This is a genomic window from Paraburkholderia sartisoli, from assembly GCF_900107685.1.
Taxonomy (GTDB): Bacteria; Pseudomonadota; Gammaproteobacteria; order Burkholderiales; family Burkholderiaceae; genus Paraburkholderia; species Paraburkholderia sartisoli.
This window is the reverse complement of record NZ_FNRQ01000009.1, coordinates 53,333-72,864: the sequence shown is the minus strand read 5'-3', so window position 1 is coordinate 72,864 and position 19,532 is coordinate 53,333. Positions and strand designations below refer to the sequence as shown.

At 60.4% G+C, this 19,532-nt stretch carries 19 protein-coding genes and 1 pseudogene; 17 read left to right on the top strand and 3 right to left on the bottom strand.

The genetic code is table 11. The features are described from left to right. Window positions 1–339: 339 nt before the first annotated feature. Window positions 340–538, bottom strand: a pseudogene (locus BLV45_RS27995) (IS3 family transposase); the annotation flags it as partial. Between the two features lie 1,039 nt (window positions 539–1,577). Here BLV45_RS27995 and BLV45_RS23105 point away from each other — a divergent pair. The 15 genes from BLV45_RS23105 (at window position 1,578) to BLV45_RS23035 (ending at window position 15,400) form a co-directional block, all read left to right on the top strand. Further along, window positions 1,578–1,769: a Flp family type IVb pilin gene (locus BLV45_RS23105; RefSeq protein ID WP_090536954.1), complete on the top strand. Its 192-nt coding sequence runs from the start codon at window positions 1,578–1,580 to the stop codon at window positions 1,767–1,769. A 114-nt stretch (window positions 1,770–1,883) separates the two neighbouring features. Next, window positions 1,884–2,426: an A24 family peptidase gene (locus tag BLV45_RS23100; RefSeq protein WP_090536952.1), complete on the top strand. Its 543-nt coding sequence runs from the start codon at window positions 1,884–1,886 to the stop codon at window positions 2,424–2,426. A gap of 107 nt (window positions 2,427–2,533) precedes the next feature. Then, entirely contained in the window at window positions 2,534–3,961 is a 1,428-nt protein-coding gene (locus tag BLV45_RS23095) for an ATP-binding protein (RefSeq protein WP_090536950.1), read from the top strand. 63 nt (window positions 3,962–4,024) lie between these two features. After that, window positions 4,025–4,870, top strand: a complete 846-nt coding sequence (gene cpaB / locus BLV45_RS23090) for a Flp pilus assembly protein CpaB (protein ID WP_090536948.1) — start codon at window positions 4,025–4,027, stop codon at window positions 4,868–4,870. Window positions 4,871–4,975: 105 nt separating this feature from the next. Then, on the top strand, window positions 4,976–6,886 hold the full coding sequence (locus BLV45_RS23085; RefSeq protein WP_090536947.1) for a type II and III secretion system protein family protein: 1,911 nt from the start codon (window positions 4,976–4,978) through the stop codon (window positions 6,884–6,886). A gap of 22 nt (window positions 6,887–6,908) precedes the next feature. Continuing rightward, entirely contained in the window at window positions 6,909–7,223 is a 315-nt protein-coding gene (locus BLV45_RS23080) for a hypothetical protein (protein WP_090537154.1), read from the top strand. Between the two features lie 24 nt (window positions 7,224–7,247). Then, window positions 7,248–8,516: a pilus assembly protein TadG-related protein gene (locus tag BLV45_RS23075; protein WP_090536946.1), complete on the top strand. Its 1,269-nt coding sequence runs from the start codon at window positions 7,248–7,250 to the stop codon at window positions 8,514–8,516. A gap of 11 nt (window positions 8,517–8,527) precedes the next feature. Continuing rightward, a complete protein-coding gene (locus BLV45_RS23070) occupies window positions 8,528–9,010 on the top strand; it encodes a TadE/TadG family type IV pilus assembly protein (protein ID WP_090536944.1) in 483 nt (160 codons plus the stop codon). Further along, window positions 9,007–9,471, top strand: a complete 465-nt coding sequence (locus BLV45_RS23065) for a TadE/TadG family type IV pilus assembly protein (protein ID WP_090536942.1) — start codon at window positions 9,007–9,009, stop codon at window positions 9,469–9,471. The genes BLV45_RS23070 and BLV45_RS23065 overlap by 4 nt, the downstream gene beginning before the upstream one ends. 29 nt (window positions 9,472–9,500) lie before the next feature. Further along, the gene (locus tag BLV45_RS23060) at window positions 9,501–10,709 is read left to right on the top strand and encodes an AAA family ATPase (protein ID WP_090536940.1); all 1,209 of its coding nucleotides are present in this window, start codon (window positions 9,501–9,503) and stop codon (window positions 10,707–10,709) included. A gap of 29 nt (window positions 10,710–10,738) precedes the next feature. Further along, a complete protein-coding gene (locus tag BLV45_RS23055) occupies window positions 10,739–12,094 on the top strand; it encodes a CpaF family protein (RefSeq protein WP_176954235.1) in 1,356 nt (451 codons plus the stop codon). Window positions 12,095–12,171: 77 nt separating this feature from the next. Further along, complete coding sequence (locus BLV45_RS23050; protein ID WP_090536936.1) at window positions 12,172–13,149, top strand: type II secretion system F family protein; 978 nt, start codon at window positions 12,172–12,174, stop codon at window positions 13,147–13,149. A gap of 42 nt (window positions 13,150–13,191) precedes the next feature. Next, window positions 13,192–14,175, top strand: coding sequence for a type II secretion system F family protein (locus BLV45_RS23045; RefSeq protein ID WP_090536935.1), 984 nt, complete (start codon window positions 13,192–13,194; stop codon window positions 14,173–14,175). Between the two features lie 13 nt (window positions 14,176–14,188). Then, window positions 14,189–14,680 (top strand): MarR family winged helix-turn-helix transcriptional regulator, encoded by a 492-nt coding sequence (locus tag BLV45_RS23040; RefSeq protein WP_090536933.1) that lies wholly within the window; start codon window positions 14,189–14,191, stop codon window positions 14,678–14,680. Window positions 14,681–14,701: 21 nt separating this feature from the next. Further along, complete coding sequence (locus BLV45_RS23035; RefSeq protein WP_090536931.1) at window positions 14,702–15,400, top strand: methyltransferase family protein; 699 nt, start codon at window positions 14,702–14,704, stop codon at window positions 15,398–15,400. Between the two features lie 90 nt (window positions 15,401–15,490). On the opposite strand, the gene BLV45_RS23030 is transcribed toward BLV45_RS23035, so the two are convergent. Then, window positions 15,491–16,513 carry a class I fructose-bisphosphate aldolase gene (locus tag BLV45_RS23030; RefSeq protein WP_090536929.1) on the bottom strand — a complete coding sequence of 341 codons (1,023 nt, stop codon included), beginning with the start codon at window positions 16,511–16,513 and terminating at the stop codon, window positions 15,491–15,493. 88 nt (window positions 16,514–16,601) lie between these two features. Next, on the bottom strand, window positions 16,602–17,108 hold the full coding sequence (locus tag BLV45_RS23025) for a YgjP-like metallopeptidase domain-containing protein (protein ID WP_090536927.1): 507 nt from the start codon (window positions 17,106–17,108) through the stop codon (window positions 16,602–16,604). Window positions 17,109–17,444: 336 nt separating this feature from the next. Between BLV45_RS23025 and BLV45_RS23020 the strand changes: the two genes are divergently transcribed. Then, entirely contained in the window at window positions 17,445–18,380 is a 936-nt protein-coding gene (locus tag BLV45_RS23020; RefSeq protein WP_090536925.1) for a TauD/TfdA dioxygenase family protein, read from the top strand. A 90-nt stretch (window positions 18,381–18,470) separates the two neighbouring features. Continuing rightward, window positions 18,471–19,508 (top strand): ABC transporter substrate-binding protein, encoded by a 1,038-nt coding sequence (locus BLV45_RS23015; protein WP_090536923.1) that lies wholly within the window; start codon window positions 18,471–18,473, stop codon window positions 19,506–19,508. Window positions 19,509–19,532: the final 24 nt, after the last annotated feature.

Here is a 19,532-nt window from a genome sequence, read left to right as displayed (position 1 = left end):
CTCTGATTGTCACGAGCGACACGTGCGCTTCCCTTCGGGCTGCGTCGCAACCCTGCTACACAGGGCGCAGGTCGCGCCGCGCCGTATCGTCCGAATCAGGGAACGTGACGCAGAGCAAGCCTGCATGCGCCTCCTGGCTCCGCGTGCGAAGGTGCATCGGGATGGTTCAGTGGACTTCTAACGACCGCGCAGTACAACCTGAACCGTGAACGTTCGCGTTTCACGATCGAATGCACGCTTCGTTCGAACCTCGTAGACGATCTCAACTTTGCGACAGCTTTTTCGCACGCACGGCGCGACGAATCATTTCACCGGGAGACAGGTTCGACGTGGCGTGACCTGGCTCGGAAGCCGCGCCAATTCCATCTGTTCCAGGCTCACAGGCTTCGCGCCTGCTCCCGCCAACATGCCTTCCCGGCCGGCCTTTACCTGGTTACCGCCTGTTCCACCGCACCCAAGGCGCCAGCCGTTGCTGGCGTGCCTTGACCGGCCTCACAGCTTCCAGCGTGTATTGCGCGCGCCTCACCTGACCCGCCATCGCGCTTTCTCCATGCATGAGATTGCTCCCCGGTGAGGGACTCGTTTTCCGGGGAGCACGCTCACTCTGTCCGGTCAAACACGGGAGGCTCGATGGCTTCATTCACCGGAGACTCCACAATCCAACTGCTTGAGTGAAATGAACTTAAGTCCCAGGATCGCGAAAAATCGTGCGACCGGGAAATGTAACAACTGTATCGGTTGTGTAACCAATTGTGACGCAACGATGTGGGAAGACCCGTTCCCGGGCCTCCACAGCGCGATATCCGTACTTCTCCTGATCAAACCATGCGTCGTTGTCATCGGGCGCAAATCGTGCGTACAAGTAAAAGATACTTGCGATACGCCTTGTTTCACCCCGGGAAATGGGGCTTTTTACCTGAGCTGGCGCGGGTTTAGATTGTTTTTTACCTGCAAACAATCACCCAGCCAGCAAGGGGAACATGATGTGTTCGCAGACGTGTCGCGCCCCCGTGCAGGAACACGTGTTCCTGCAATTGACGATCTCTCTCACGCAGCGGTGAAGCGTTTTTGGGAAATTCAGGTCAATTGCGCCGGAACGGTATCAGAAGTGAAACATTCTTTGTGGCGGCGGTGCGTCCCGGTCTTTTGCTCGTCCCAATTATTGAATGTCATCAAGCCTCTTCGTGGCCTGGCACGCTTGTGGCTAGTTGTCTCGCAACGGTGGCGCGCTGGCTTGGGTAGTACAGGGCGCCGCGGTTTCGGGCGCTGCGGAACTGCTGACGGGGGTGACAATTCCGCGGCGCCGGAAAGCTTCGGCACATAACCGACCCTCAAGGACGGTAGTGCCGATGGCGGGGAACAGCGATCACTGGCATCAACGGTTATCGACGTTTCCGCAGTGACGGCATTGGGGAGGGGGAAGGGCTGGAGCACACGATATCGAAACGATGTGCTCCTGTACCGAACCGGTGAGCCAGGCCAATTCCGGTTGCGCAGTCGGCAGCCTTTTAAAATTGCTCGGTCCCGCAGCGGGCATGTTTTGGTGTACTAAAAACTTCTTTCTCAAGGAGCTTCAAATGAAAAACACTCTCAACCTGATCCGTGACTTCGCCCGTGAAGAAGATGGTGTGACGGCGATTGAATATGGCCTGCTGGCTGCGTTGATTTCGGTGGCGATCATCGCAGCAGTTGGAGTGATCGGCACGCAGCTTAACGATACCTTTACCACGATTGGAACCAAACTCACGAACGCTAATGCTGCTGGTTGATAACCACAGGGCTGGGTTGCCCTCCCAGGGGCAATAGATTGAGCGAAGAGCGGCCCTTGCCTCTTCGAGGGTCGCTCTCTCCTCACCCATGGCGAAGTGGAAACGGGGAAGTCCATGAACGCTTTCGAATTTCCAGTCGGTGTATGCCTGTTCGGGCTGGTGGCGGTGGCCGCAGGCTGGGATTTACATGCCCGGCGCATTCCTAACTGGCTGGTGCTGACGGCGCTGGCGCTGGCGCTGGCGGTGCAGTGGCATCTGCATGGAGCCGGTGGCGGATCGGGTCGTTGGGCGCTAGGCATGCTGACCGGCGGCGGCCTGTTTTTTCCCCTGTATCTGCTGCGCGGCATGGGCGCGGGTGACGTAAAACTGATGGCTGCGGTTGGCGCGTTCGTCGGACCGGATATCGCGCTGGAGATTGCATTGCTGACCTGCGCGATGGGTGGCGCGTGGGCACTGGCGGTGATTGTTTTCAGGCGGGCCGTGAAATCCACCTGCACGAATATCCTGGCGATTTTGCTGGCTGGCATCAATCGCCACGACAACACGAATACACAAGGCAACGGAGCCGCCTTTGCTTCGGTTGGGTCGTTGCCTTATGGCGTGGCCATTGCCGTTGGCACGCTGGGCGTGATGTTTCTTCAAGCAGGCACACGCTGACGGTCAAGCGAGCAGGCATCCGCTCATGACGTAAGAGCCTTCGCAGAAAGGCAAACAACAAGAAGCGTAGCAGCCCGTGCCTGGCACGGGATAACCGGGGGAATAGCGTGATAAACAAATGGAAAACGGCGCCGGGCGCGCCGGCGGAAATCAGCCGCCTGCAGGAAGCCGGCCGGGCTCGCTTTAACGAGGGCGGCGCTGAAGCGAATCTGTTGGCGCGTGCTCCCCGCACCATTGCCGACACCGGTCTGGATCAAAATTTCCTGCTTGAACTGGTGGCCAAGACTGCTTTTCTGCTGGGAAAAGTATCGTTATCCAAATTGATTGAACGCCTCAAGCTGGGCGCCAGCGTGCTCGATGGCGTCGTCGCCTTCGGGGTGCGCGAACGGGTGCTGGAAATCGTGCGGCGCGGCGCCAGCGATATCGATGTCGATCTCCAGCTCACCGATGGCGGGCGTCAGCGCGCCGCCGAATTCATGGCCCACTGCCGCTACGTCGGCCCGGCACCGGTGTCGCTGGAGGCATACGAAACCATGCTGCGGCGGCAATCGGTGCGACAGATGCAGACCACTCGCGCCAGCGTGCGCGCTGCCTTTTCCGGCTTGACGATCAGGACGGCGCTGCTCGACGAGATCGGTGGTGCGGTCAACAGCGGCAAACCCGTGATCTTCTTCGGGCCGCCGGGCAGTGGAAAAACTTCGTTAGCCGAACGATTGGGGCGGCTGCTGCCCGGTCGTGTGGTCGTGCCGTATGCCATCGTGGTTGAAAACGAAGTCATCCAGATTTTCGATCCGCTGATTCACGAACCGTACGACACCGTGGTGCCCGGCGACGCGTTGAGCGCGCCTTCCGACGCCCGCTGGCAGGTTTGCCGGCGGCCCACCGTGCTGTCCGGGGGCGAGCTGACACTGGACATGCTCGAGTTGCGCTATGACGCGGCCAGCGGTTTTTACCAGGCGCCCCCGCATGTCAAGGCCAACGGCGGCCTGTACGTGGTCGACGATCTCGGGCGCCAGCGCGTGGCCCCGGCTGAGTTGATCAACCGCTGGATCGTGCCGTTCGATCGCGGGCACGACATGCTCACCTTGCACACCGGCTCGCGCTTCTCTCTGCCGTTCGACGTCTGGATTGCATTTTCAAGCAATTTTGCGCCGGCGGATCTCGGCGACGAGGCGTTTTTCCGGCGCCTCGGATGCAAGCTGTATGTCGGCCCCCTCGATGTCGCCGAGTATCGCGCCGTGTACGAGCAGCGCTGCGAAGAACTCGACGTGGCGTCGGACGACGACGCCTTCGAATACCTCGTGCATCACCTGCATATGTCGTCCGGCCGGCCGCTGCTGGCGTGTTATCCGGGTGACCTGCTGCGCATCGTGCTGGCCAATGCGCGTTACCTCGAGCAACCGGCCGTGGCGGACGGGCCGAACTTGTTGCGCGCCTGGAACAGTTACTTCGCGGTGGTCGGCGAACACGACAACCCGCCGCCCCAGCAACAGGGAGGCGCGGAGTGGACGGCAAAAAAATTCGCGGCCGGTTAAGTGACCGGTTAAGCGGCCGAAGGGTCTAGTCAGAAAACAGGTCAGGCATCAGGGAGATTCATCATGAAGAACATACGTGCGCTGGTGATGTTGGTGGTTGCAGCGGTGGCGGGGCTCGGCGCGGTAGTGGTGGCGTCGCGCTGGCTGATGGACCGGTCGTCGGGCATGACCACCAAAGTCGCGGTCGCAGCCATCGATATCAGTTTGGGGCAGCGCCTCAACCCCGAATTCATCAAGATGGTCGACTGGCCGGCGGGCAGCATACCGTCCGGTGCGTTTAGCGATACGCAGAAACTCGACGGGCGCGTGATGAAAAACAGTGTGCTGCGCGGCGAACCGATTCTGGATGGCAAGCTGGCGCCTGTCGGTACACAGGGAGGGTTATCGGCGGTGATCGCCGACGGCAAGCGCGCGATCACCGTGCGTGTCAATGACGTGATCGGCGTGGCGGGTTTCGCCCTGCCTGGCAACTATGTCGACATCATCGTCAGCACGCAGCAGGAAAAAGGCGGCGATAAAAAATCGGGCGGAGACGAAAGCATCTCCAAGATCGTGCTCGAAAAAATTCTGGTGCTGGCCGTCGCGCAGGAAGTGGGCCGTGACGAAACCAAACCGAAAGTGGTCAACGCAGTCACGCTCGAAGTCACGCCCGACCAGGCGGAAAAACTCGACCTTGCGCGCAGTGTCGGCACGCTGTCACTGGTGCTGCGCAACCAGGTGGATGTCGCAACGCTGGCCACGGGTGGCGCGACGAAGGTCTCGCTGCTCGGCACGCCAGCCGCACCGGTCCCGGAACCAACCGCTTTGCCCGCACGTCCGGCGCGCGTGCACTACGCCGCACGACCAGCGGCGAAGCGCGACTGCGTGGGCGTGCTCTCGGGTGTGTTGGGCAGCGTCGAATGTTTTTAGGCCAGAAGCCGGCGGCATCCGCGAAGCCGGGCCACTGCAACGGGCGCCACCAGGGCAAATAACGGAAGTCTCGATCTACTGATGTCGAGAAACGGGGGCAGGAAAATGAAAACGAAACTGGGGTTCTCAACCGGTGGCGCGGTGCGTAGCCGCTCGCTGGGCGGCGTCGTACTCGCCTCGGCGTTGTGTACCGGATTGCTTGTCGTCGCACAAAGCGGCGCAGCACAGGAAGCGGCTGGGGGCCCAGCGCTCGCGAAGGCCCGGCCAAACGCTCCGTTGCCAGCGGGCCGCGCGTCGACACCGATGATGGTCGGCATGGCGCCGATGCCTGCCGGTGGAGCAGCGGGCGCCTCAGTGCCGCTGCGCGGCCCGAACTGCACCGGCGATATCCGCGAGGAAACCAGCGTCGTCGTGCCGGTTGGCAAGTCGGCACTCCTGCCTCTCGCCGAACCGGCACGTAACCGTACGCTCGGCAATCCGACGATCGCGCAGGCCACACTGGTGTCGCCGCGCACGCTTTACGTCGTCGGCATGGCGGTCGGCACGACCAACATGATCGTTCAGGGACGCAGCGGCGGATGTCAGATGATCGACGTGATCGTCAACATTGACGCTAATGGCGTACAGCAATCGCTCGGGCAACTGCTGCCTGGCGAGCGCGGCATCCGGGTCTCGACCGCAGCGGGCAACCTGGTACTCGGAGGGCACGTGTCAAGTTCGCCGGCTGCCCAGCAGGCACTGGAGATCGCAAGGGCCTACGCGAGCGCGCAACCCACCCAGCAGGCGCAGAGCGGATCGGGCACCCTCGGCAGTGCGGCCAACGTGAACCAGCAGAGTTCAAGCACCAGCAAACCGGCCGACGTGATCAACATGATGACGGTCGACGCGCCGCAACAGGTGATGCTCGAAGTCAAGGTCGCCGAGGTGTCGAAGACACTTATCAACCAGCTGGGCTCGGCGCTCAACATCCAGGGCGGCTTCGGCTCGTGGAGCGGCCTGCTCGTGAGCAATCTGCTGGCCGGCGTAACGAGCGTCATTGCGGGCAGCAAGACGAACAACCGTCCGCTTAGCTTCGCCATCGATGCGCAGAAAACAGACGACCTCGTCAAGATCCTCGCCGAACCGAACCTCGTCGCGATCAGCGGCCAGGAGGCCACCTTCCTCGCCGGCGGCAAGATCTTCATTCCGGTGCCGCAGAGTAGTGGCACCGGCGTGACGAGCATCACGCTCCAGGAAGAGGAATTCGGTGTCGGCCTGAAGTTCACGCCGACCGTGCTTTCCAACGGCCGCATCAGCCTGAAGGTCGCGCCCGAGGTGTCCGAGCTGTCGCCGACTGGCATCACACTGAGCGCGTCCAACGTGAGCGGCGTGTCGATCCTGCCGCTCATCACGACGCGCCGTGCATCCACGGTTGTGCAGATGAGCGACGGCGAGTCGTTTGCGATCGGCGGACTGATGAAGAGCAATGTGACCGGCGCGCTGAAGGCCATTCCCGGCATTGGCGAAGTGCCGGTGCTCGGTGCGCTTGCGCGCAGCACGTCGTTCCAGCAGGACCTGACGGAACTCGTGTTCATCATCACGCCGCATCTCGTCAAGCCGCTGCAAACGGCGGATCTCCCGCTGCCTACGGATAGCTTCTCACAGCCGAACGAAGCCGACGTCTACGCGACCGGCAACATGGAAGGCCGTCATCCGAAAGCGAGTGCTGCACCGGCCGCTTCGCCGGTGCCAACCCCTGCTGCGGTTAGCACGCCGGCACCGCAGCCCTTGCCGGCGCCGGCGCCACAAACACCCGCTGTGCCAGCCACAACGGCGTTGCCGCCGCCCGCCCCGCAAGCAGCGGTAGCACGTCCCATGCTGACAGCGGCAGCCAGCACCGCGGCGGCGCCGACGGCCGAGGGCGAACAGGCGGCCCGTGCCGCCCGCATCGAACTCGCCGCGAAACGGATCGCCTCACGTAGCGCATGGCAAGAAGTCGCGAAAGCGGATGTTTCAAGCCAGCCGGCTGAACATTGATGTGACGCCCAAGGGGAATCTCATGAAAAACGAATACTTTGCTTTCGCACGCTGGGCCGCGCTCATCGTGCCGGTCTGCGCGGCGCTTGGCGGCTGCATGTCCAGCACGCCGATCTGGGACGCCCATTTTGGCCAGGCGCTCAAAGCCGTCACCCAGGCGCAGATCATCGACCCGCACGCGACAGAGCACGCGCAATCGGCACAGGGCATGGACGGCAAGTCCGCCGCTTCGGCGATGGACACCTATGACAAGTCATTTCAACAACCCGTCCCTTCGCCGAATGCATTTGTCATTGGCGTCGGAAGCGGGAGCGGCGGCGGAGCCGGCGGTCAGTAAGCACAACCTGGACGGGAGATCGTCATGCGTCGCGTAATCAAATCGGGTGCTTGCGGTGCAGCTCGTCGGGGCGAGCGCGGCGTCATCGCGATCATCGTCGCACTGACGCTCGTGGTGCTGATCGGCTTTGCCGGTCTTGCGCTCGATCTGGGCAAGCTTTATGTCGCGAAAAGCGAACTGTCCAATGCTGCGGACGCGTGCGCGCTGGCAGCGGCACGCGATCTCACGGGGGCCCTGCCGCTGGTTACGGCCGAAGCGGCGGGTATAACGGTCGGTGCGGCGAATCGGGTATTGCTGCAGAGCGAAAATGTGGCACTCGCGACTAATAGCAACGTCACATTCAGCAAATTGTTTAGCGGTCCGTATTTGACGCAAAACCAGTTTGGTGCGGGAGATGTGCCGGGCATCGGTTTTGTGCGCTGCACGGTCAACCGCGCCAACATCAGCAACTGGTTCATGCAGGTCGTCAGCGCCGCGCTCGGCAGGTCAACGGTTTCCGCAACCGCGGTGGCGTCGACCACGCAGGCGCAGACAACGTGTGCGTTGCCAATGTACGTTTGTCAGCCGCCGGCCCCTGCCACCATCAACAAGTACGACTGGCTGTGCAGCAAGACGGGACCGACTGTCCCTGCGCCCTGCGACAAGATCAAGGGCAATTTTGGCTGGCTCGATCTGACGGGTGGCGGAGCGAACGGGCTGGCTGGCCTTTTTTCAGGCGCCGGATATTGTCAGGTGCCGACTTCCACGACACTGAACACGAAGCCTGGGCTGAGTAACTCGGTGCCTGCCGCCTATAACACCCGCTTTGGAATCTATGCCGGAGGCCAATATAAGACCCCCGCTGACGGGCCGTCTGATTTCACCGGCTACGCCTATACGAACAACTGGCTTTTGGCAAGCAATACCCAGCAAGGCAGCTTCACGGATTTTCTCACCCAGCGCCTGAAGTTCACGCCCTATCAGGGCGACGCTGCGGCGGGTATAAGCACCACTGACGGAAACGCCAGTCCACCGCCGAACAGCAACTATAAGCAGGGTGCCGACCGGCGGCTCGCCATCATCCCGGTTGTCAGCAACTGCAGTTCGGTTACCGGCGCTTCCACCCCGGTGACGGTCGCCTCATGGGCGTGCGTGCTGCTGCTGCATCCGATGACGACCAATGCGACTAACGATCCAACGATCGTCCAGTACCTGGGTTCGGCCTCCGATGCAGGTACACCCTGCGCCACGCAGGGCATACCCGGCAGCACTGCGATTGCATGGGGTCCGAAGGTGCCGGTGCTGGTGCAATAGGAGAAGCGATCATGAACAGGAAGCGTCCTGGTATTCGCCGCATGCGCGGCGCAGTCGCGGTCGAATTCGCTTTTCTCTCGATTCCAATGGCGCTTCTGCTGCTGGGTATCGCCGAGTTCGGGAATGCGTTTCACCAGTACAACACGATAGACAAGTCCGTACGTGACGCAGCGCGGATGCTGTCCGCCTACAGTCCGGTGCAGGCTGGCTATCCGTCGGGGGGAGGCCAGTGTCTCGTCGTCTACGGGAACACGGGCTGTACCGGATCCCCACTGGTCGCGGGATTGACGACCAGCATGGTGGTGGTATGCGATCAGGTCAATACCAGTGGCTGCACCGGGCAGTTCAAGAATGTGCAAACCGATCCATCTGGCGACACGATCAATCTCGTGCAGGTGAAAGTCACCGGATACCCGTACTCGCAGATCACCGGCTTTTTCAACCTGGCCGGCGTGATCTTCGGGGATATCAGCTGCGTGATGAGGCAGACATGAACAAGCTCAATATCTGTTGTTTGCCCGGCGCCCGGCATCAGCGAGGCGTCGCCGCACTCGAATTCGCCCTGGTATCAGCGATTTTCTTCACGTTGCTGATCGGCATCATGGAGATGGGGCGCGTGCTGTTTTACTGGAACACGGCGGCAGAAGCAACGAGGCTGGGTGCCCGGGTGGCCGTGGTTTGCGACGTCAACAGCAGCCAGTCGGCGAGCAACCCCGTGATCAAGGACATGCAGCAGATGTTGCCCGTTCTTCAGCCTTCGAACATCACCGTGACTTATGTCCCTTCGGGATGCGACGCATCCTCATGCACCGCGGTCACGGTCGCCATTGCCAACGTCACGGTCAATACGGTGGTGCCTTTTGTGCCGTTCACACTGACCATGCCCCCATTCACCACGACTTTGCCAAGAGAGAGCCTGAGTAGCGTAAACGGCACCAATCCTGTTTGCAGTTAGCACGTCATCGACTTACCAGGAAGAACAAAATGATCGACATTCTCACGATTTCATCCGATCCAGCGCAGGCCAGCGCGATTGCGCGGATCGTCGGGGCGGAAGATTCCCATCACCGCTCCAAAATAGCGAACGCGGAACTGTCCGATCTGTGCGCGCATCAGGAGGCGCTCGACGGTATCGATTTGCTGATTCTTGATGGCGCGCGGATGACGCAACAGGATTTCGACACACTCGCTGCGCTCACTGCGCGGCACAGCGGTCTGACCTGCGTGCTACTGACACCTTCGCCGTCGGCCGATCTGCTGATTCGCGCCATGCGTGCCGGCGTGCGCGATGTGCTGCAGTGGCCGGTTGCCCCCCAGGAACTGCAGCACGCCGTCGACAGGATCGCCCGCAAGATTACCGGCACGCGGCGCGAGGGCAGGGTGATCTCGTTTGTGTCGTGCAAAGGTGGAAGCGGTACCTCGTTTTTAGCGGCCAATCTGGGGTTCGCCGCCTCGACAACCGGCAAGCGGGCGCTGCTGATCGACCTGAACCAGCAATTCGGTGAAGCGGCCTTTCTGGTGTCGGAAATCACGCCGCCAGCCACGCTAGCCGACGTCAGCGCCCAGATCGACCGGCTTGACCCCGCGTTTCTCGACGCGTGCCTGACCCACGTCAGCGAAGATTTTGATGTGCTGGCCGGTGCAGCCGATCCAGCCAGGGCGAAAGATATCAAGCCGGAACACCTGCAGCGCATTCTGAATCTGGTGCGACATCAATACGATCTGATCATTTTCGATATCGGCCAGAGCATCAGCAACGTTTCGATTGCGGCGCTCGACCAGAGCGAGTGCATTTTTCCGGTGTTGCAACTGAGTTTGCCCTATCTACGCGGCGGTCACCGGCTGCTCGAAATCTTCCGTTCGCTCGGCTACCGGGGTGACAAGGTGCGCGTGCTGGTTAACCGCTACGAAAAAAAAGGGCCGGTGGGGTTGGCAGAACTGGAGAAGGCGCTGGGCCAGCGGGCGGCCAGTGTGATTCCGGAAGACCGTGCGTCGGTGTCAGCGTCGATCAATCAGGGCGTGCCGATTCTGCGCCTCACCAGATCGAGTGGCGTGGCAAAAGGCCTAAACGAACTGGCGCGCAGTCTGTTGCCCGCGCCTGTGCCAGCGTCAGTGTCATCGCCGGCGCTGGCACAGGGTCGGGGCGGCAGATTGCAGAAGATTTTCGGTAAGCCGACGTTAGGCAGGGCCTGAGTCAAAGGAGCGGAAAAATGGAAAACGTCATGACACTGCGTGAGCAATTTTTTGAGCAGGGCGATTTGTCCGCGCACGAGCAAAGCCTTAACCGGAACAAAATGGCCAGGAGGGCGTATCAGGAACTCAGGAAAAACGTCCATCAGGCCGTTATCGACCGCGTCGAACTGGAAAAACTCCAGCGCCTTTCGAACGAACAGATTCAGCATGAACTGGCACAGCTGGTCGAGCGCATCGTCGAGGAAGACAACATCCCGATGAACGAGATCGAGCGGCAGCATCTCGTGCGCGACGTACGCGACGAGATGCTCGGATTCGGCCCGCTTGAACCGCTGCTGGCCGACCCGACGATCTCCGACATCCTGGTCAACACGTACAAGCACGTATATATCGAGCGGCGCGGCAAGCTGGAACTGACCGATGTCACGTTCTACGACGACGCGCATTTAATGAAAGTGATCGAAAAAATCGTGTCGCGCGTTGGCCGGCGCATCGATGAATCGAACCCGATGGTGGACGCACGTCTGCCGGACGGCTCCCGCATGAATGCAATCATTCCGCCGTCGGCGATCGATGGCCCGCTGCTGTCGATTCGCCGTTTCGCCGTCAACCCCCTGACGGTGAAAGACCTGGTTGAATATGAAAGCCTCACGCCACCCATGGTTCAGGTGCTGGAGGCACTGTCCGCCGCCAAGATCAACGTGCTGATTTCGGGCGGAACGGGCAGCGGCAAGACGACGTTGCTCAATGTCCTGTCAGGGTTCATCCCGTCCGACGAACGTATCGTGACGATCGAGGACGCCGCCGAGCTTCAACTACGCCAACTGCACGTGCTGCGACTCGAAACACGTCCTCCCAACATCGAAGGCAAGGGGGAGATCACGCAGCGCTCGCTGGTGCGCAACGCGCTGCGAATGCGGCCTGACCGGATCATCCTGGGCGAAGTGCGTGGCGCCGAGGCGCTGGATATGCTGCAGGCGATGAACACGGGGCACGAGGGCTCGCTCGCGACGGTACACGCCAATACGCCACGCGACGCGCTGACGCGGCTCGAAAACATGATCGGCATGGCCGGGCTGAATCTGCCGCCCAAGGCCGCGCGCCACCAGATCAGCTCGGCGATCGGCGTCATCATCCAGGTCGCCCGTCTTACCGACGGGCGCAGAAAGATGACCAGCATTCAGGAAATTACCGGTATGGAAGGCGAGATTATCAATTTGCAGGAAATCTTCACTTTCAAGCGAGCCGGTGTGGACAAGAGCGGAAAGGTGTGTGGGCATTTTTGCGCAACGGGCGTGCGGCCGAAATTCTCCGAGCGGTTGCAAGCGTTTGGGGTGGCGGTGCCGGACTCGTTGTACGACCCGACGCAGCACTATCCCGTGTAACGGCGACAGGCCAGCAACGACCGGCAGGAAGGGAGCCGCGGCGGGAAGGCCGGGGCCCCATTGCGAGGGACATCGACATGAACTATCTATTCTACGGATTCATCATCCTGGTGTTCTTCTCGATCATCATGTTGATCGAAGCCACGTATATCTGGTGGCAAAGCCAGCACAGCAGCGCCGCCAGGCGTGTGGAAAACCGCATCCGCATGGCGTCTGCAGGGGGACACGATAAAGACAAGGCGGTGTCGATTCTCAAGCAGCGCGAGTTGAGCACGTCACCGCTGATGACCCGCTTGCTGCTGCAAGTGCCGCGGATCCATGTGCTCGATCGCTGGCTGGTTCAGTCGGGGCTGAACTGGCCGATCGGGAAGTTCTTTTCTTACACCGTGATTCCGCCGCTCGCGGTGTGGATGGTCGGCAGCATGATCTACATGCCGGCGCTGGCGTTGTTGACGGCGACGCTGCTTGGCGCATTCGTTGCGCCGTTCATCGTCATCCGGGCAAAGGCCCGGCGAGTGAAGCAGATCGAGGAGCAATTGCCCGAGGCCGCCGACATGATCAGCCGGTCATTGCGGGCCGGGCATTCGTTCTCGACTGCCCTCGGCATCGTGGGCGACGAGATGCCCGAGCCGATCGGCGGCGAGTTTCGCACGGTGTTCGACGAAATCAATTTTGGCGTGCCGCTCAACGACGCGTTGGGAGGACTGGCCAACCGCATACCGATCAGTGACCTGCGTTATTTTGTGATCGCGGTACTGATCCAGCGCGAGAGCGGAGGTAACCTGGCCGAAATTCTCGGCAATATCAGTCAGCTTATCCGGAGCCGGCTGGCGCTGCTCGGCAAGGTCAAGGTGCTGTCGTCCGAAGGCCGGTTGTCGGCCTGGATTCTGGGGATTTTGCCGTTCGCCATGGCATTGCTTATTTCGATTGTTAATCCGGGTTTCCTGCGCATTTTGTGGACCGATCCAACCGGCTTGAAAATGCTTGGTGTGGCGCTGGCCATGATGATGTTCGGTGTGATCTGGATGCGAAAAGTCATTCGCATCCATGTTTGATGAAACCTGGCATTTTCATTTCTTTGGAGATGGGTCGATCCCATGCCTGCCATGAACACTGAACAATTCATTCTGCTGGCCATCGTTTTTTCGATTGTCGCCCTTGCCGCATTTGGTGTGATGGCGCTACTGATGCCGAACTCGATACACCGCCGGCTTGGCCAGCTCACCAGCATCGCTCAGCCCTCTCCGGAAACGGCGGATGGCGAGGGCGCGCAATGGATCAGAAAGATTGCACGGGCTTCAGAGCCGATCGCGAAACTTTCGATCCCCAAAGAAGGCTGGGAGCATTCGGTATTGCGTACGAAATTCATGCACGCGGGATGGCGCAGTCCGTCGGCCCCAGGGGTTTATTTTGCCGCCAAGACGATTCTGGTCATTGCGCTGCCCCTTGTCTGCCTGGCGGCGGTTGGCCCCTACCTGGCGAACAGTCACAACTACCTGTTTGTTGTCGTGCTGCTGGTGCTGGCGAGTATTGGTTATTACCTGCCCAATGTCGCGCTGGCACGCCGTGTGCGCCTGCGGCAGCAGACCATTTTCGAGGATTTTCCTGACGCGCTGGATCTGCTTACCGTGTGTGTGGAAGCGGGTCTCGGACTGGACGCGGCGCTTATGAAGGTGGCCGACGAGATGCACCTCAAAAGCCGGACGTTGAGCGACGAATTGCAACTGCTTCTGCTGGAACTAAGAGCGGGTTTAAGCAAGGAAACCGCGCTCAAAAACCTGGCACTGCGCACTGGCGTCGAAGAGCTGGAGGTGCTGGTGGCGATGCTGATTCAGGCAGAGCGCTTCGGCACCAGTATGGGCGATTCGCTGCGCGTGCACTCGGAAAACCTGAGGCTCAAGCGACGGCTCCGGGCTGAGGAAGCCGCGGGCAAGATCGCCGTCAAACTATTGTTTCCGCTTATTTTTTGCATATTCCCGACGCTGATGCTGGTCTTGCTCGGTCCGGCTTTTATTCAGGTGTTTCGCGTCTTGTTGCCGGCGCTCTCCGGTCAGGCAGGCGCAGGAACGCCGCCACTGTGACGGGGGAGTCAACATGACAGATGCTTCAGACGATCGCGTCGAGATCGTCAGGCTCCGGTTTATGCTCGGCGTCAAACTGGCGGCCTTCAACCAGTTTGTAGCCGGACAACTGGGCGTGAGCGTCACCGATCTGAAATGCCTGGAACTCGCCTATTACGATGAGGCGCAACCGGTCACGCCCGGCAGGTTATCGAAACTGGCAGGACTTTCGCCGGGCAGTATCACGACCTCGCTGAAACGCCTCGAGACGGCCGGGCTGATCAAGCGCGAAACCGACCCGACCGATGGGCGGCGCATCCTGTTGCACTTTATTCCAGGTCGTCGCGCGGCGATCGCTGCTTATTTCGAGCCCGTCAACCGCAATCTGGCTGATTTTTATCACACGCTCGATAGCCGGGAACTGCAAAGCGTCAAAAAGTACCTGTACGGATTGGTGAAGATCCTCGATGGCTACATGGCCGACAATCAACCGGATAACGCCAGCAAACTCAACGCCGCCATCTGACAAAAATAATCTGGAGGAGATATGGCCGTCATCATCAACGAAAGAGAGGGGCTTGCAACACCTCCTGCCGATGGTTCGGCGCGTGCCACACATGACACCACGCCGCGCCTGCGCGACGCATTGCTCGAAATATCGGCACGGGCCGGCACGGCCGTACTGTTGAGCGTGTTTGCGTACGCTGCGATCCTGCACTGGCGTGCTGACCCTGGACGTATCACGCTGCTACTGCTGGTGGTGGAGGTGTGCTTCACCATCAGTCTGTCGCTCTTCTCACGGGTTCCGGTGCGACGTGACTGGACGCCGTTTGCGTTCCTGTGCACGATGGGCGGCACGTACTACTTTCTCGCCGTTCAACTGGGACCTGGCATTCGACTCGTACCGGAAACGATCGCCGCGTCGCTTCAGGTGCTCGGCATCTGCTGGCAGCTCTTTGCAAAGATTTCGCTGCGGCGCTCGTTCGGCATTTTGCCGGCCAACCGGGGAGTCGTGTCGCATGGCGCCTATCGGTTCATGCGACATCCAATGTACGTCGGATACCTTGTCACCGACATTGGTTTTCTGCTCGCGAACTTCGGCGTGCAGAACCTGCTCATTTACGGAACCCTGTTCGCCCTTCAGGCATGTCGAATTTATCGGGAAGAACGGCTTCTGTCGACCGATGCGGTCTATCGCTTTTACAAGGAGAAGGTCCGCTACCGTGTGATCCCAGGCTTGTTCTGACCCACGACTCATAGAAGTATCAGATGTCTCGCCTCAAGAGGCGTTTGCGCTCTTGAGGCGAGACGTCGTGGACAATGAAGTCACTCCACCTCAACCCTCGTCCACCTCCATCCGGGTCTCATACCTGCCCAGGCAAGCCTCACTATTCAACCGCGCCCGCTTGAGCAGCGCTTTCTGCGCAACAGCAACGTTAGCGGCCAGTCCCTTCCACGCCTGTAGTGGCGGCTCCTGCAACGCCCGCCCATAGGAAAAGCTCAGATTCCACGGCAAGGCCGCAAGCCGGTTCATCGCATCAAGATGCGCGGTTGCCTGTTCAGGCGTCTGTCCACCAGACAAAAACACAACGCCAGGCACGGCCGCGGGAACAGTTCGTTTAAGCACTTGCACTGTCTGACGTGCAACGTCTTCAACTGAAGCTTTCCCGGCATTGGAACCCGCGATCACCATACCCGGCTTGAGCAGCATATGCTCAAGCACGACCGCATGCCGGTGCAGCGCGTGAAAGACCTCGTGCAGCACCGCCTCGGTCACTTCAAACGAGCGCGCGATCGTATGGTCACCGTCCATCAGCACCTCGGGTTCGACGATTGGCACGATACCCGCTTCCTGACAGATCGCCGCATAAGAGGCGAGAGCGTCGGCATTGGCCTCGATGGCGAGCCGCCCAGGGCGTGTCGGCGAGATGTTGTACACCGCACGCCACTTGGCAAAGCGCGCACCCTGTTTCCTGTATCCGGCCAGCCGTTGCGCGAGCCCGTCGAGGCCTTGCGTGATTTCGTCGCCGGGTGCATGTGCAAGGGGAATCTTGCCAAGATCGACCTTGATGCCCGGCACAATGCCCTGCGAGGCGGCCAGTTCCGGCAGCGGCGTGCCCTTGCTGGAGCATTGCCCCAGCGTTTCTTCATACAGGATGACACCGCTGATGTATTCGCCAAGGCCTGACGTCGACAGCAACAGGTCGCGCCATGCGCGGCGGTATTCCTCGTTCGACTCGACGCCGATGGTCTTGAAGCGTTTCGCGATGGTCGGTCCGCTCTCGTCGGCGGCCAGCAGGCCCTTGCCCGGTTGAACCATCGCATCGACGGTGCTCTGAAGCTCGCTTGCGGTACTCATCGCGTATCCCTCCCTGGCGCTGGTATGGACAGACTCACGTGCAGCATACTCCCAGCGCGTTTCGCGCGGCGAACTGGGGCAACGGCTTTCAGCCGGGCGTGCCTCGCGTGAGGTCGCGATGCGTCAGGTAAAGGCGCAGATCGAACTCGGTCTGATGGTAGCCCGGCTGCATGAATTCGCAGAGGCGGTAAAACGCCTTGTTATGTTCGCTTTCCTTCAGGTGTGCAAGTTCATGCACAACGATCATGCGAAGGAATTCCGGTGCGGTATCCCTGAACAGCGAAGCGATACGGATTTCCTTTTTCGACTTGAGCCTGCTGCCCTGCACGCGTGAAATCGTCGTGTGCAGGCCGAGCGCGTGCCGCAGTACATCCAGTTTGCTGTCGTAGACGACCTTGTCGATCTGCGGACCGTTGCGGATGAATTCGCGTTTCAGGTCCGCGCAATAGTCGTACAGCGCACGATCGGTCTGTACGGCATGCCGGTTCGGATAGCGCTCGTCAAGATACGCACCGAGTTGCTGTTCAGCAATCAGCCGGCGCACCTTGTCCTGGAGCGCCGTCGGGTATGCGCTCAGGTATTTCAGATTCTGCATGAGAGGGTGGGCGTTTCGGCGGAGAGTGGCCATATTGTACCGGTCGCGCTAGCGCGTCTGTTCAAGCATCGAAAAAGTCAAAGCCGAAACAGCGGCGCCATTTGGCCTCCTCGTCGCAACCTTCAAACGTAGACGCGCAAGCCGCTGCGCGGAAATGATCTTTCGCCACAAGCAATCCGCACACAGCGTGGGTTGCGTCTGACGGGGCACGGTCTATATGAATCGGACTCCAGTCGAAATTCTTTAGCAAAATGGTTGGTTGATCCGCGTGGACCCTCCTGCTTTGATGTCTGGACACCGATCCGAACCCACACCCGCAACCCCAGGAGGAACGCAATGAGCACTGTGCTTGAAAATCCGGTTTCGCAGTCAGGTAACGCCCATCAGGATATCCGCGTGCGGCGTTACAAGCCGCTGATCGGCGCGGTGATCGAAAACGTCGATCTATCGCGCCCGCTAAGTGACGACAATCGCAGCACGCTCAATCGGGCGCTGGTGGATCACGGCGTCATTTTCATTCGCGAACAGACGCTGACGCCGGAACAGCACGTCGGGCTTGCGCGCATTTTTGGCAACCCGATCCGCAAGAACATCTATTTGCCGGCTGTCGCAGGATTCCCCGAAATCGAGGTGATCGCCCATAGCGACAAGACGCAGTCGGGCGGCACGGATAACTGGCACGTCGACGTGTCGTGGCAACCTCAGCCACCCAAGGCAACCGTGCTGCACGCGCAGGAGATTCCAGAGGGCGGCGGTGGCGACACGATCTGGACGTCGTCCGCGGGCGTCTACGATCTGCTGGACCCCGATCTCGCGCGCTACTTCGAAAAGCTGCACGCGGTGAACACGTTTCTTGCTTCGCCTAAAAAGCAGGCGCTTTCCGAGTTGCTAAGCGGCTACGAATTGCCGCCGGGCACCGCCGAGGAAACCATCGAACAGAAAGCCGCGCGCGTTCGCGACGCATCGCAAAAGTTTCCGCCGATCGAAGTGCCCGTCATCAAGACGCACCCCGAAAACGGACGCAAGCTGGTATTCGTCAACGAAGGGCACACGAGCCATCTGCTCGGTGTGTCGAAAACAGCGAGCCAGAGCCTGCTCAACTACCTGTACGACCTGATCAAGACGCCGGAGATCCAGGCGCGCTTCGAATGGAAGAAGGGTGACGTGGCGATCTGGGATAACCGCCAGGTGCAGCACTACGCGGCACGCGATTACGGTTCGTCACGGCGTCGCATTCACCGCGTGACGCTCGAACACGACGGCGCGTTCTAGACACAGGCATCGAGTGAAGCCGGCCGGCGCGTGCGTTTCGCAACCTGGCCGGCTCATCTGTTTCCCGGAACCGGATTGATACAGGCAACCATGAAAGAAAATTTGAGCGACAGGTGGCGCGCTACAACCCGATTGCTTGCGGCAGGCTTTCTTCTGTTGATGGGGCAACTCGCCTGCGCACAGGCGCCCGGGAAAACTGAATTGCGCTACCAGGGCTGGGCAAGCAAGGTACTGTATCCCGAACTCGCGGAGGATCTCGGCTACCTGGCACCTGTCAAGCTCAAGTGGGTAGGCAACACGACGAGCGGACCGCAGGACATTCAGGCCGCGGTTACCGGGGACGTCGATTTTGGCGGCGCGTTCAACGGCTCGATCGTGAAGCTCGTGGCGGCCCATGCACCGGTCAAGGCGGTGCTGTCCTATGTGGGCGCGGATAAAGACACCAACAGTGGCATTTTCGTGCTTCAAGGCAGTCCGATCAAGACTGCGCGTGATCTGGTGGGCCGCAAGATCGGCGTCAACACGCCCGGCGCATACGAGCAATACCTCACCACCGCATGGCTCGAAAAATCGGGCGTATCGAAAGCCGATATCCAGAAGATCACCTTTGTCGCGGCGCCGCCCGTCAACCTTGAGCAGCTTCTCAAGCAGAAGCAGCTGGATGCGGTGTTCCTCGAAGACATCCTCAAGGACAAACTGATTGCCGGTGGCGGCGCAACGCTCCTGATAACCGACTACCAGCTACTCGGCAGCTTTGGATACGCGAGCTATATCTTCACGGACCGTTTCATCCAGCAGAACCCGAATACCGTGCGCAAGTTTGTCGACGGCACGGCGCGTGCGATCGAATGGGCGCAGAAGACACCGCGTGACGAAGTGGTTGCGCGGCTCGAGAAAATCGTCCAGGCGCGCCACCGCAACGAGGACAAAACGATCGTGCGCTACTGGAAATCGGCGGGTGTCGGCGGCAAGGGCGGGATCATCAGTCCCAGCGATTTCTCGACCTATGTCGACTGGTACGTGAGCAACGGCGTGCTCAAGCCCGGGCAGGTCAAGACGGACGATATCTATACCAACCAGTTCAACCCGTTCAGTCAGGCGCTGGGCAGCCGCCAGCCAGGTTCTTGAGCCTGTGATTTAACGCCGCGATAT

Excerpts from the sequence above, each read along its gene's own strand:
- BLV45_RS23105 (WP_090536954.1), top strand. The coding sequence starts at position 1,578 with ATGAAAAACACTCTCAACCTGATCCGTGACTTCGCCCGTGAAGAAGAT.
- BLV45_RS23100 (WP_090536952.1), top strand. The coding sequence starts at position 1,884 with ATGAACGCTTTCGAATTTCCAGTCGGTGTATGCCTGTTCGGGCTGGTG.
- cpaB (WP_090536948.1), top strand. The coding sequence starts at position 4,025 with ATGAAGAACATACGTGCGCTGGTGATGTTGGTGGTTGCAGCGGTGGCG.
- BLV45_RS23085 (WP_090536947.1), top strand. The coding sequence starts at position 4,976 with ATGAAAACGAAACTGGGGTTCTCAACCGGTGGCGCGGTGCGTAGCCGC.
- BLV45_RS23080 (WP_090537154.1), top strand. The coding sequence starts at position 6,909 with ATGAAAAACGAATACTTTGCTTTCGCACGCTGGGCCGCGCTCATCGTG.
- BLV45_RS23075 (WP_090536946.1), top strand. The coding sequence starts at position 7,248 with ATGCGTCGCGTAATCAAATCGGGTGCTTGCGGTGCAGCTCGTCGGGGC.
- BLV45_RS23070 (WP_090536944.1), top strand. The coding sequence starts at position 8,528 with ATGAACAGGAAGCGTCCTGGTATTCGCCGCATGCGCGGCGCAGTCGCG.
- BLV45_RS23065 (WP_090536942.1), top strand. The coding sequence starts at position 9,007 with ATGAACAAGCTCAATATCTGTTGTTTGCCCGGCGCCCGGCATCAGCGA.
- BLV45_RS23060 (WP_090536940.1), top strand. The coding sequence starts at position 9,501 with ATGATCGACATTCTCACGATTTCATCCGATCCAGCGCAGGCCAGCGCG.
- BLV45_RS23055 (WP_176954235.1), top strand. The coding sequence starts at position 10,739 with ATGACACTGCGTGAGCAATTTTTTGAGCAGGGCGATTTGTCCGCGCAC.
- BLV45_RS23050 (WP_090536936.1), top strand. The coding sequence starts at position 12,172 with ATGAACTATCTATTCTACGGATTCATCATCCTGGTGTTCTTCTCGATC.
- BLV45_RS23045 (WP_090536935.1), top strand. The coding sequence starts at position 13,192 with ATGCCTGCCATGAACACTGAACAATTCATTCTGCTGGCCATCGTTTTT.
- BLV45_RS23040 (WP_090536933.1), top strand. The coding sequence starts at position 14,189 with ATGACAGATGCTTCAGACGATCGCGTCGAGATCGTCAGGCTCCGGTTT.
- BLV45_RS23035 (WP_090536931.1), top strand. The coding sequence starts at position 14,702 with ATGGCCGTCATCATCAACGAAAGAGAGGGGCTTGCAACACCTCCTGCC.
- BLV45_RS23030 (WP_090536929.1), bottom strand. The coding sequence starts at position 16,513 with ATGAGTACCGCAAGCGAGCTTCAGAGCACCGTCGATGCGATGGTTCAA.
- BLV45_RS23025 (WP_090536927.1), bottom strand. The coding sequence starts at position 17,108 with ATGCAGAATCTGAAATACCTGAGCGCATACCCGACGGCGCTCCAGGAC.
- BLV45_RS23020 (WP_090536925.1), top strand. The coding sequence starts at position 17,445 with ATGAGCACTGTGCTTGAAAATCCGGTTTCGCAGTCAGGTAACGCCCAT.
- BLV45_RS23015 (WP_090536923.1), top strand. The coding sequence starts at position 18,471 with ATGAAAGAAAATTTGAGCGACAGGTGGCGCGCTACAACCCGATTGCTT.